General features: G+C 68.3%; 11 protein-coding genes and 1 pseudogene. 3 read left to right on the forward strand and 9 right to left on the reverse strand.

Annotated features, from left to right (window positions below):
- Window positions 1–54 precede the first annotated feature (54 nt).
- The 5 genes and pseudogenes from prcB to arc form a co-directional block, all read right to left on the reverse strand.
- Window positions 55–894, reverse strand: coding sequence for a proteasome subunit beta (prcB, locus tag OG753_RS11265; protein ID WP_327261677.1), 840 nt, complete (start codon window positions 892–894; stop codon window positions 55–57).
- A pseudogene (locus OG753_RS11270) lies at window positions 846–1025 on the reverse strand (endonuclease domain-containing protein); the annotation flags it as partial. The pseudogene OG753_RS11270 and the gene prcB, both read right to left, overlap by 49 nt.
- A gap of 145 nt (window positions 1026–1170) precedes the next feature.
- The gene (locus OG753_RS11275; RefSeq protein ID WP_030016348.1) at window positions 1171–1383 is read right to left on the reverse strand and encodes a ubiquitin-like protein Pup; all 213 of its coding nucleotides are present in this window, start codon (window positions 1381–1383) and stop codon (window positions 1171–1173) included.
- Between the two features lie 186 nt (window positions 1384–1569).
- Window positions 1570–3081, reverse strand: coding sequence for a depupylase/deamidase Dop (gene dop, locus OG753_RS11280; RefSeq protein ID WP_327261678.1), 1512 nt, complete (start codon window positions 3079–3081; stop codon window positions 1570–1572).
- A gap of 275 nt (window positions 3082–3356) precedes the next feature.
- Complete coding sequence (gene arc, locus OG753_RS11285) at window positions 3357–5123, reverse strand: proteasome ATPase (protein ID WP_327261679.1); 1767 nt, start codon at window positions 5121–5123, stop codon at window positions 3357–3359.
- Between the two features lie 264 nt (window positions 5124–5387).
- On the opposite strand from arc, the gene OG753_RS11290 reads away from it, so the two are divergent.
- The gene (locus OG753_RS11290) at window positions 5388–5708 is read left to right on the forward strand and encodes a ferredoxin (RefSeq protein WP_030723362.1); all 321 of its coding nucleotides are present in this window, start codon (window positions 5388–5390) and stop codon (window positions 5706–5708) included.
- 4 nt (window positions 5709–5712) lie between these two features.
- On the opposite strand, the gene OG753_RS11295 is transcribed toward OG753_RS11290, so the two are convergent.
- From OG753_RS11295 to OG753_RS11305, 3 genes are all read right to left on the reverse strand, one after another.
- The gene (locus OG753_RS11295; protein ID WP_327261680.1) at window positions 5713–6327 is read right to left on the reverse strand and encodes a hypothetical protein; all 615 of its coding nucleotides are present in this window, start codon (window positions 6325–6327) and stop codon (window positions 5713–5715) included.
- 179 nt (window positions 6328–6506) lie between these two features.
- The gene (locus OG753_RS11300; protein ID WP_030016358.1) at window positions 6507–7403 is read right to left on the reverse strand and encodes a tRNA (adenine-N1)-methyltransferase; all 897 of its coding nucleotides are present in this window, start codon (window positions 7401–7403) and stop codon (window positions 6507–6509) included.
- A gap of 18 nt (window positions 7404–7421) precedes the next feature.
- Window positions 7422–8555, reverse strand: a complete 1134-nt coding sequence (locus OG753_RS11305) for a site-2 protease family protein (protein WP_405792605.1) — start codon at window positions 8553–8555, stop codon at window positions 7422–7424.
- A gap of 222 nt (window positions 8556–8777) precedes the next feature.
- Here OG753_RS11305 and OG753_RS11310 point away from each other — a divergent pair, with 222 nt between their 5' ends.
- Entirely contained in the window at window positions 8778–9698 is a 921-nt protein-coding gene (locus tag OG753_RS11310; protein ID WP_383202022.1) for a RecB family exonuclease, read from the forward strand.
- Between the two features lie 64 nt (window positions 9699–9762).
- Complete coding sequence (locus tag OG753_RS11315; RefSeq protein ID WP_327261683.1) at window positions 9763–10434, forward strand: response regulator transcription factor; 672 nt, start codon at window positions 9763–9765, stop codon at window positions 10432–10434.
- Between the two features lie 104 nt (window positions 10435–10538).
- Here the strand turns inward: OG753_RS11315 and OG753_RS11320 are convergent, their stop codons facing one another.
- Window positions 10539–12122: an ABC transporter substrate-binding protein gene (locus OG753_RS11320; RefSeq protein WP_327261684.1), complete on the reverse strand. Its 1584-nt coding sequence runs from the start codon at window positions 12120–12122 to the stop codon at window positions 10539–10541.
- Window positions 12123–12133: the final 11 nt, after the last annotated feature.

Genomic DNA, 12133 nt, shown 5'->3' on the forward strand with positions numbered 1-12133 from the left:
TCTGGGCGGATGGGGGACCCCCCGGACGCGGTCCGGGGGAGGGGCGACGGATGGTCAGAGCAGGGCGGCGCGCGGGCCGTCGGGCTGCTCCAGCCGACGGTTGGTGACCGTACGGGCGAGCTCCTGCGACTCGTCGTCGGTCAGCCTGCGGAATCCCTCGTCCGTGATGACGGTGACGATCGGGTAGATGTGGCGGTACAGGTCCGGCCCACCGGTCGCCGAGTCGTCGTCGGCCGCGTCGTACAGCGCCTGGACGACCAGGGTGGTGGCCTGCTCCTCCGTCAGATCGGGGCGGAAGAGCTTCTTCATGGAGCCCCGGGCGAAGATCGAACCGGAGCCGGTGGCGGCGTACCCGTGCTCCTCGGAGCGGCCGCCGGTCACGTCGTAGGAGAAGATCCGGCCCTTCTCCTTGGCCTCGTCGTAGCCCGCGAACAGCGGCACGACGGCCAGGCCCTGCATGGCCATCCCCAGATTGCTCCGGATCATGGTCGAGAGGCGGTTCGCCTTGCCCTCCAGGGAGAGGGTCGCCCCCTCCACCTTCTCGAAGTGCTCCAGCTCCAGCTGGAACAGCTTCACCATCTCCACGGCCAGGCCGGCCGTACCGGCGATTCCGACGGCGGAGTACTCGTCGGCGGGGAAGACCTTCTCGATGTCCCGCTGCGCGATCATGTTCCCCATGGTCGCGCGCCGGTCACCGGCGAGGACGACGCCTCCGGGGAAGGTCGCGGCGACGATGGTCGTCCCGTGCGGCGCCTCGACGACACCCTCGGGCAGCTTGCGGTTGCCGGGCAGCATCTCGGGCGAGTGCGCCCCGAGAAAGTCCATGAAGGACGAGGACCCCGGCGTCAGGAAGGCTGCCGGTAGACGCCCTGTGCTACGAGTGTTGGGTTCCACAGGTTTCCTTCCACGTAAGCGGCTGCACGCCTCATGACGTCCGGCCGATCCTTGAACTGCGCCGGTGCCGCTTCGCAGCGGAAGCACCGTACGCCTCGGACCTTACCCGTCTGATGATCGTGATCCACCTGCTCTGCCGAACCCGTTCGGCGGAGGGGCGGACAGCGTCCTCAGCGGCATCCAGGCACCGCTCATGACCGGACGGTGCGGACACCTTGGCCGCACCGTCCGAACCGTCACTCCGCACCCGACCTTCGTTTCGAAGGTCAAGAGGCCTTACTGGCCACCCTTTTGAACGAAGCTTCGCACGAAGTCCTCGGCGTTCTCCTCGAGTACATCGTCAATCTCGTCAAGTACGGAGTCGACGTCGTCGGAGAGCTTCTCCTGGCGCTCCTTGAGGTCGGTCGATTCCTCGACCGCCGCCTCCTCGACCTCCTCGGTCGAGCGCGTCGCCTTCTGCTGTCCGCCGCCGGTGTCCTTGGTCGCCATGTCTACCTCACCCCGCTCGGTTCGCACGCTCACACAGAGAGACCCCGGATCGGGATCTCCCAAGATCAGACCCTACGTCGGACCCTACAAGGAGGGTCCGACATTCGTCCCCGTAGTTGTTCAAAAGCTCCGGCGCAACGTCCGGCTCTCTTCATGATTCCCGGCCCGGAGGCCTTTCAGCCGCGCTCACTGCCCCGAAAGCACCCGGACCAGGTCCTCCGCCGTGCGGCAGCGGTCCAGGAGCTCCTTGACGTGGTTGCGGGTCCCCCGCAGGGGTTCCAGCGTCGGGACCCGCTGGAGCGAATCGCGGCCCGGGAGGTCGAAGATCACCGAGTCCCAGGAGGCCGCGGCGACGTCGTCCGCGTACTGCTCCAGGCAGCGGCCGCGGAAGTACGCCCGGGTGTCCTCCGGAGGCTTGCTCTGAGCCCGCTCCACCGCGGGCTCCTCCACCAGCCGCTTCATCTTGCCGCGGGCCACCAGGCGGTTGTAGAGGCCCTTCTCGGGCCGTACGTCCGAGTACTGGAGGTCCACCAGGTGCAGCCGCGCCGCGTCCCACTCCAGCCCGTCCCGGCGCCGGTAGCCCTCCAGGATCTCCCGCTTGGCGATCCAGTCCAGCTCCCCCGACAGGCTCATCGGGTCGCTCTCCAGCCGGCCCAGGACGTCCTCCCAGCGGCCCAGCACGTCCTTGGTCTGCTCGTCGGCGTCGGCCCCGAAACGTTCGTCCACGTACTTCCGCGCCAGCTCGAAGTACTCCATCTGCAGCTGCACCGCGGTCAGTGTCCGGCCGCTGCGCAGCGTGATGAGGTGCTTCAGGTCGGGGTCGTGGGAGACCTGGTGCAGGGTGCGTACGGGCTGGTCGACGGCGAGGTCGACGCTGATGAACTGGTCCTCGATCATGGACAGCACCAGGGCCGTGGTGCCGAGCTTGAGGTAGGTGGAGATCTCGGAGAGGTTGGCGTCTCCGATGATCACGTGCAGCCGGCGGTACTTCTCGGCGTCCGAGTGCGGCTCGTCCCGGGTGTTGATGATGGGCCGCTTCAGGGTGGTCTCCAGGCCGACCTCGACCTCGAAGTAGTCCGCGCGCTGGCTGATCTGGAAGCCGTGTTCGCGGCCGTCCTGTCCGATGCCCACGCGTCCCGCGCCGGTCACGACCTGCCGGGAGACGAAGAAGGGGGTCAGGTGGCGCACGATCTCCGAGAAGGGGGTCTCCCGCTTCATCAGGTAGTTCTCGTGCGTGCCGTAGGAGGCGCCCTTGTTGTCGGTGTTGTTCTTGTAGAGGTGGATCGGCTGGGCGCCGGGCAGCTGGGCGGCGCGGACGGCCGCCTCGGCCATGATCCGCTCGCCGGCCTTGTCCCAGAGGACGGCGTCGAGCGGGTTGGTGATCTCGGGCGAGCTGTATTCGGGGTGTGCGTGGTCGACGTAGAGCCGTGCGCCGTTCGTGAGGATGACGTTGGCGAGGCCGATGTCCTCGTCGGTCAGCTGGCTGTTGTCGGCGGCCTCGCGGGCGAGGTCGAAGCCGCGGGCGTCCCGCAGCGGATTCTCCTCCTCGAAGTCCCAGCGGGCGCGTCGCGCCCGGTGCATCGCCGCCGCGTAGGCGTTGACGATCTGGGACGAGGTGAGCATGGCATTGGCGTTCGGGTGCCCCGGGACGGAGATCCCGTACTCCGTCTCGATCCCCATTACTCGCCGTACGGTCATGCGGCCCTCCTTGCCCGGCGGCGCTCCCCTTTCGGGAGCGGCGCTCAAGTACCGCTGGTGCTCCGGTGCGTGTGACTGTGCGGTGCCCGTCCCCGCACTGCGCGTCCGGCGGTACGGAAGAGCCTAGAACCACTGCGCGCTCGTGGGGAGATCATTTCCGTCATTGGATCCGCCTCGTCACCGGCTGAAAGCGGCCGGTAATGGGGTGGGGTGAAGCGGCGGGGTAAAGCAGTCGGCTGCGGATGCCCGGGGAGGGCATCCGCAGCCGCTCCGGGTCAGAGGTACTGACCGGTGTTCGCCACCGTGTCGATGGAGCGTCCGGTGTCCGCGCCCTGCTTTCCGGTGACGAGCGTGCGGATGAATACGATCCGCTCGCCCTTCTTTCCGGAGATCCGGGCCCAGTCGTCCGGGTTGGTGGTGTTGGGCAGGTCCTCGTTCTCCTTGAACTCGTCCACGCAGGCCTGGAGCAGGTGGGAGACCCGCAGGCCCTTCTGGTTGTGTTCGAGGAAGGCCTTGATCGCCATCTTCTTGGCACGGTCGACGATGTTCTGGATCATCGCGCCCGAGTTGAAGTCCTTGAAGTAGAGGACTTCCTTGTCGCCGTTGGCGTACGTGACCTCGAGGAAGCGGTTCTCCTCGGTTTCCGCGTACATCTGCTCGACGACGGTCTGGATCATGCTGTGGACGGTGCCGGGCCGCGAGTCCTGGTGTTCGGACAGGTCGTCCGTGTGCAGGGGCAGCGAGGCCTTGAGGTACTTCGCGAAGATGTCCTTCGCGGCCTCGGCGTCCGGACGCTCGATCTTGATCTTCACGTCGAGGCGGCCGGGCCGCAGGATGGCCGGGTCGATCATGTCCTCGCGGTTGGAGGCGCCGATGACGATGACGTTCTCCAGGCCTTCCACGCCGTCGATCTCGGCGAGCAGCTGGGGGACGATGGTGTTCTCCACGTCCGAGCTGACTCCGGATCCGCGGGTGCGGAAGAGGGATTCCATCTCGTCGAAGAAGACGATGACGGGGGTGCCCTCGCTCGCCTTCTCCCGGGCACGCTGGAAGACGAGGCGGATGTGCCGCTCGGTCTCGCCGACGTACTTGTTGAGGAGCTCGGGGCCCTTGATGTTCAGGAAGTAGGACTTCCCGGCGGGCTGGCCGGTCACCTCGGCGACCTTCTTGGCAAGGGAGTTGGCGACGGCCTTGGCGATGAGCGTCTTGCCGCAGCCGGGCGGGCCGTAGAGCAGGATGCCCTTCGGGGGCCGCAGTTCGTGTTCCTTGAAGAGGTCCGGGTAGAGGTACGGGAGCTCGACCGCGTCGCGGATCAGCTCGATCTGGTCGCCCAGACCGCCGATCTTGTCGTAGTCGATGTCCGGGACCTCTTCGAGGACGAGTTCTTCGACCTCGCTCTTGGGGACGACCTCGTAGACGTAGCCGGAGCGGGGTTCGAGCAGCAGGGCGTCGCCGGGGCGGATGGTGATGTCCAGGAGCGGCTCGGCGAGCCTCACCACCCTTTCCTCGTCGGTGTGCCCGACGACCAGGGCGCGCTCGCCGTCCTCGAGGATCTCCTTGAGGGTGACGATGTCCCCGGCCCGCTCGAATTCCATGGCCTCGACCACGTTGAGGGCCTCGTTGAGCATGACCTCCTGGCCGCGCCGGAGGTCTTCCGGGTCGACGCTGGGGCTGACGTTCACGCGGAGCTTTCGGCCTCCGGTGAAGATGTCGACGGTGCCGTCCTCATTCGCCTGCAGGAAGACACCGAAACCGGCCGGCGGCTGTGCGAGCCGGTCGACTTCTTCCTTGAGGGCCACGATCTGGTCGCGGGCCTCACGGAGGGTATTTGCGAGTCGTTCGTTCTGTGCGGATACGCCGGCCAGATTTGTCTGGAGCTCGACGATCCGCTCTTCGAGAATCCTCGTGTGTCGCGGAGAGTCGGCGAGCTTTCGTCGCAGGACGGCGATTTCCTGCTCGAGATAGGCAACCTGGCCGGCGGGGTCCTCGGACCCTCGCGCGGGCCGGATGCCGCGGTTGATGTCGTCGTCGTGGGCTGCCACGGTCCTCACCTCCTCCAAGGGGAGCTGGACGCTTCCTGACCCTACCTGGGCTGGTGGTGATTGAAACCCCTAGATCACAAAGACGGTAGAGGTGTGTCCGATCTTCACCCTTGCGTACTCCCTCACGCCAAGGAAATACCCACCCATCAAACTCGGGAAGCAGCCGGTTGTAAGGTCGAACTGTTCAACACCCGTCAGGGCCCGCGCGACTTGCTGCGGGTTTCGACCGGGATGGATCACTCAGCGCAGGGAACGGCAGGAGATATGACCGTGCAGCAGGAGGCTCCGACGGGCGGTGCCGGTGAGGCCGGCGAGCCGCTCGAGGTCTGGATCGATCAGGACCTGTGCACCGGGGACGGGATCTGCGTGCAGTACGCGCCTGAGGTGTTCGAGCTGGACATTGACGGTCTGGCGTACGTGAAGAGCCCGGAGGACGAGCTGCTCCAGGACGCGGGGGCAACCACTCCGGTTCCGCTCACGCTGCTCCAGGACGTGGTCGACTCGGCGAAGGAATGTCCCGGGGACTGCATTCACGTAAGGCGCGTTTCGGACAGGGTGGAAGTCTTCGGCCCCGACGCGGAGTGACGTTTCAAACACTCCTGGAGGCCGAGTCCGTCAGCTCCTGGCGGAATTTTCCGTCGTGCCAGCGCCACTTGGCGAGCTGCTTCGTGTCCGGGCTGTAGCGGGGCACATCGGGCGAGGAGTAGCCGACGAGGGACGCCGTGACGAGCCCGTCGCGCACGGTCAGCTCGGTGGCGGTCTGCCGCCGGGCGGCTTCGAGCAGGGTCGCCACGACGCGGGGGCGTGCGGTGTCGGCCGGCCCCTGGGTCAGGACGTAGATCGCGTGGGGCGGGGTGCCGGAGCCCGCTTGGCAGCGGACGGCGGCCACGGTCTCGGGGCGGCCGTCACCGTCGAGATCGCCCTGGGCGCTGATGGTGACGGTGTGCGGCGCGCCCTTGCAGTCGAGGGGGTACGTGACCCCCGCCGGGTCCGGGGCGGTGGCCTGCGGACCCTTGGCGGGGGGTTCCCCGGGGGCCGCTGCCGTGCCGGTGGCCGCGGGTGTGCCGGTGGCCGGCTGTACGAGCCCTCCGACGGCTATGACGGCGGCCATGGCGGTGGCCGTGGCGAGCCAGTGGACGGGCCTGGTGCGGCTGTGCGCCAGGGCTTCCGAGATCGGGGCCGACTCGGCGGGGCTGTGCGGCACGCGGGGTGTCTCCTGTGCGAAGGGTGACGGGGAGCCAGCATCGTGCCACACCTCACAGGGAGGTGGAACGGCTGGGTCCGGCCCCGGTGCACGGGACAACGAAAAGGCGCTGTGGAGCAGTTCCCGGGTGGGTCGGGGGAACTGCGCCACAGCGCCTTTGTGTTGTGTCTGCGGGGCGGTTACGCGGAGCGGTCGCTGCCGGGGCCGTCGTAGTCCTCGCCGTAGGCGCCCTTGGCGGGGCGGCGACGGCGCATCGGGGGCTCGACGCCGTCCGCGAGGCGGCGGGCGGTGACGAGGAAGCCGGTGTGGCCGATCATCCGGTGATCGGGGCGGACGGCGAGGCCTTCCACGTGCCAGTTGCGGATCATCGATTCCCACGGCTGCGGCTCGGCGAAGCAGCCGATCTCGCGGATGGACTCGACGGTCTTCGACAGCTGGGTGGTGGTGGCCACGTAGCAGCAGAGGATGCCGCCGGGGACCAGGGCCTTGGAGACGGCCTCCAGGCACTCCCAGGGGGCGAGCATGTCGAGGATCACTCGGTCGACGTCCGTGTCGGACAGGTTGTCCTGGAGGTCGCCGACGGTGAGCTGCCACGCGGGGTGGGGGCCGCCGAAGTAACGCTCGACGTTGGCGGTGGCGATCTCGGCGAAGTCCGCGCGGCGCTCGTAGCTGTGGAGCATGCCCTGGTCGCCGATGGCGCGCAGCAGGAAGCTGCTCAGGGAGCCGGAGCCCACTCCCGCCTCCACGACGCGTGCGCCGGGGAAGATGTCGGCGAAGGCCAGGATCTGGCCTGCGTCCTTGGGGTAGACCACGGCGGCGCCGCGGGGCATGGACAGGACATAGTCGGGGAGCAGGGGGCGCAGCGCGAGGTATGCGACGTTGCCCGTGGTGCGGACAACGCTGCCTTCGGGAGCACCGATCAGCTCGTCGTGCGGGAAGGAACCCTTGTGGGTGTGGAAATTCTTCCCGGCTTCGAGCGTGAACGTGTAGTGGCGGCCCTTGGGGTCGGTGAGCTGTACCTGGTCCCCGACCTCGAAGGGCCCGCGTCGGCGGGCGGCACCGGTCGGTTCGGACATGTGAACAGTGTATTGGCTTCAGGACTGGGGCCGTGCCATGGCCTTCACGAAGGCCTTTTCGACGTCGAGGGTGGACAGGACGCCGTAGATGGTGCCGCCGGGTTCGAGTACGAGGTACTCGGTGGCGGGGGTGGCGCGGAGGTGGTCGAGGAGTTCTTCGCCGGTGAGGTCCGCTGAAACCTTCATGCCGTCGGTGAGGTCCTGGGCGAGGGTGCTGACGGCGACCCAGGGGCGGCGGTGTTCGGGTACCGAGGCGATGGCGGTTTCGCGGACGATGGCGGTGGGGTCGCCGTGTCCGTCGACGACAACGAGGGCGCGGGCTCCTGCTTCGTTGGCGCGCCGAAGGGCCTCGGAGAGGGGGGTTGCGTTCTCGACGGGGATGGCGCGGCGGGTGAGGGTGCGGGCGCGCAGTTCCGGGAGGTGCTGGCGCAGCCGGGCCATGCGCAGGCTGTTGCCGGCCCCGGTCCAGATGATGGCGGCGAGGATGGCGGCGAGCAGGGCGTCCATGACGGTGTTCATGCCGCCGATCTCGCCGCTGCGGTTGCCGAGGGTCCCGGTCTGGGTGAGCAGCGGGAGACCGATGAGGACGGCGAGGGCGAGGCCGCGGCCGACCCAGGCTGCGGCGACGGTGCCGGCCATGGGCTTGCCGGTGATGCCCCAGATGACGGCGCGGAGCATGCGGCCGCCGTCGAGGGGGAGGCCGGGGAGCAGGTTGAAGGCGGCCACGAGCAGGTTGGAGATCATCAGGCCGGCGAGGAGGACGCCGGGGACGGTGGCCGGGTCGACGGCTTTCATGCCGAGGTAGAAGGCGCCGGCGAGGACGAGGGAGAGCAGGGGGCCGACGAAGGCAAGGACGAATTCGCGGCCGGGGGTCTCGGATTCCTTCTCGATCTCGGAGACTCCGCCGAAGAACTGGAGCTGGATGCGGCGCACGGGGAGCTTGAAGCGCAGGGCGGCGACGGTGTGCGCGAGTTCGTGGACCAGGACGGAGGCGTAGAAGGCCACGGCGAAGAAGAGGGACACGAGGTAGCGCACGGGTCCGAGGTCGGGCAGGACGCGGTCGAGCTGGTCGCCGAAGACCCAGGTGATGAGGGCGGCGACGAGGAACCAGCTGGGCGAGACGTAGACGGGTACGCCGAAGGGGCGGCCCATGAGGATTCCGCCGCCCGGTCCGGAGCGCCTGCCCGCGCGCTCGCCGGTTTCGTCGGTGTCTGCCACGGCTGTCCTTCGTTCGGTGCTGGTGTTTCCAGTGTGGTTCTTTACGCGTACGGGGTGGTGCTGTAGCGGGTTGTGATGCTCCGATCATGCAGTGCGAGGGTGCTTGGCGTCGATGGTATGCGCGTGCTGTCCGTGGCGGGTCGTAGGGTTTTGTGCATGACGACGAGCCCCGGTGCTGTGCCTGGCGCAGCCGATGCCGATGCGCGGAGCGCTGTGGCGCCCAGTTCGCTCTCCCCTTCGCGGGCGAGCGATTTCATGCAGTGCCCGCTGCTGTACCGGTTCCGGGTGATCGACAAGCTGCCGGAGAAGCCGAGCGCGGCGGCCACGCGCGGGACGCTGGTCCATGCCGTGCTGGAGCGGTTGTTCGATCATCCGGCGCAGGAGCGGACGGCGCCGCGGGCGAAGTCGCTGCTGCCGGGGCAGTGGGACCGGTTGCTGGAGTCGAAGCCGGAGCTGGCGGAGCTGTTTCCGGCGGGTGACGAGGGCGCGGGGCTGGCGCGCTGGCTGACGGAGGCCGAGGCGCTGGTCGAGCGGTGGTTCACGCTGGAGGACCCGACGCGGCTGGAGCCGGTGGAGCGGGAGTTCTTCGTGGAGACGGAGCTGGAGTCGGGGCTGCGGCTGCGCGGGATCATCGACCGGGTGGACGTGGCGCCGACGGGTGAGGTGCGGATCGTCGACTACAAGACGGGCAAGGCGCCGCGCCCGGAGTACGCCGAGGGCGCGCTGTTCCAGATGAAGTTCTACGCGCTGGTGGTGTGGCGGCTGAAGCAGGTGGTGCCGCGGCGGCTGCAGTTGGTGTATCTGGGCAGTGGCGACGTGTTGACGTACGACCCGGTGATCGCGGACCTGGAGCGGGTGGAGCGCAAGCTGCTCGCGTTGTGGGAGGCGATCCGGGAGGCGACGGAGACGGGTGAGTGGCGGCCGCGCCCGACGAAGCTGTGCGGCTGGTGTGATCATCAGGCGGTGTGTCCGGAGTTCGGCGGGACTCCCCCGCCCTATCCTCTGACGATCTCCCCCGGCCACCGCCGGGAGGTGCCCCCGCCGCGTCCGGAGGCGGAACGCCCGGCGGAGTCCTGATCTTGATGTCAGGGCAGAATGGACGGGCCCGCCGTAGCCGTCCGACGAATACGAGGTAGACCCCGTGGCGATCCGCGTCCTTCTGGTCGACGACCAGCCGCTGCTGCGCACCGGCTTCCGGATGATCCTGGAGGCCGAGGAGGACCTGGCGGTGGTCGGCGAGGCCGGGGACGGTCTGCAGGCGCTGGACCAGGTGCGGGCGCTGCAGCCCGACGTGGTGCTGATGGACATCCGGATGCCGCGGATGGACGGGGTGGAGGCGACCCGGCAGATCACCGGTCCGGAGCGCAACGGGCCGGCGAAGGTGCTGGTGCTGACCACGTTCGATCTGGACGAGTACGTGGTGGAGGCGCTGCGGGCGGGGGCGAGCGGGTTCCTGCTGAAGGACGCGCCGGCGAACGAGCTGGTGCAGGCGATCCGGGTGGTCGCCGCGGGTGAGGCGATGCTCGCGCCGAGCATCACGCGGCGGCTGCTGGACAAGTACGCGGGGCATCTGCCGTCGGGTGAGGAGAACCTTCCGAACACCCTGGGGACGCTGACGGAGCGCGAGGTCGAGGTGCTGAAGCTGGTGTCCCGCGGGCTGTCGAACGCGGAGATCGCGGCGGACCTGTTCGTGAGCGAGACGACGGTCAAGACGCATGTGGGTCACGTGCTGACGAAGCTGGGGCTGCGGGACCGGGTCCAGGCGGCCGTGTACGCGTACGAGAGCGGTCTGGTCCGCCCCGGGGCCCAGTAGGTCCGCCGGGGCGCGGATGCGCGAAGGGGCCGTACGTGTGCGCACGTACGGCCCCTTCGCGTGGTGCCGGGCTCTCCCTGGGGGCGGGCCCGGCACCGGTGGCATCAGCCCTTGCTGATCTCCCAGAAGCGGAAGACGGTCGAGGCGTCCAGGGACCACTGCAGGCCGTTCACGTTCTGGCGGGTGACGGCGTACTGCTTGCCCTGCCAGAGCGGGAGGATCGGCACCTCGTCGGCGACGATGTCCTGGAGGCGGTTGTAGTCCGTGTTGGCCGCGGTGCGGTCGGACTTCGCGGAGGTCGACGGGATGATGGTCCCGGTGATCTCCTTGTTGTCGTAGTTGTTGTTCAGCACGTTGCCCGGGCCGAAGAACGGCTGCGTGAAGTTGTCGGCGTCCGGGTAGTCGGGCACCCAGCCCTTCACGTACACGCCGTACTTGCCGGCCTGGATGTCCTTCTCGTACTGCTCGTACTCGACGGACTTGACGTCGGCCTCGAAGAGACCGCTGTCGTTGAGCTGCTTGGCGATGACCTCGAACTGCTGGTCCGTGGAGGGGCCGTAGCGGGACGGGGTGGAGTACAGGGTCAGCTTGACCTTGCCGTTGATGCCGGCGGCCTTGAGGACGGCCTTGGCCTTCTCGGGCTGCGGGCTGCCGCCGTAGCGGTCGAAGAAGGCGGTCGTGTGGCCGGCGATGCCGGTCGGCACGATCGAGTAGAGCGCGGTGGCGGTGCCCGCGTACACGTCCTTGACGAGGGCTTCGCGGTCCACGAGGTAGGCGATGGCCTTGCGGACGGGCAGCTTGCCGACGACGGGGTCGTTGACGTTGAACACCATGTGCTCGACCTCGGCGCCGGTGCCCTGGACGATGTCGACCTTGTTGTCGCCGGTCTTCGACGAGGCGAGGGCGGCGATGTCCTTGGCGGCGAGGCCGCGGAACGCGAAGTCCACGTCCCCGCTCTCCAGGACCGTCTTGAGGCCGGCCTGGTCGCCGTTGAAGAACTTCAGCGTGACGCCGGTGTTCTTGGCCTTGGCCTTGCCGGTGTAGGACTCGTTGACCGAGAAGGTGGCGCTCTTCTCGCCGAAGGAGTCCAGCTTGTAGACGCCGGAGCCGATCGCCTTGTTGTCGGTGCGCAGCTTGTCGGCCGGGTACTCGCTGTGGTCGACGATGGAGCCGGCGCCCGACGCGATCTTGCTGGGGAAGGTGGCGTCGGAGGTCTTGAGCCGGAAGATGACGGTCTCGTCGTTGGGGGCGTCGATGCCCGCGATCGACGAGAGCATCACGGCCGGGCCGTTCTCGTCGTTGATCTTCAGCGTGCGCTCGAAGGAGAACTTGACGTCCTTCGAGGTGAGGCTGTTGCCGTTGCTGAACTTCAGCCCGCTCTTCAGGGTGCACTTGTAGAGCTTGCTGTCACCGCCCTCGAAGCCGCAGGCCTGCGCGGCGTCGGGCTCGGGGGTGGTGCCGCCCTTGGGGAAGCTCAGCAGCGACTGGAAGACGTTGTTGAACAGCAGCCAGGAGCCGGGGTCGTAGCCCGATGCCGGGTCGACGGACTTCACCTTGTCGGATATGCCCATGACCACGCCCTTGCCGCTGCCGGCATTGGAGCCATCGGTCGAACCGCAACCGCTGAGCAGCGCGGCGGCGGTGGCTGCGCCGAGCGGGGCCGCCAGCCACTGGTTACGTCGATTCACGCGAACGTCCT

The sequence above is a fragment of the Streptomyces sp. NBC_00029 genome (assembly GCF_045160505.1).
Lineage (GTDB): Bacteria > Actinomycetota > Actinomycetes > Streptomycetales > Streptomycetaceae > Streptomyces.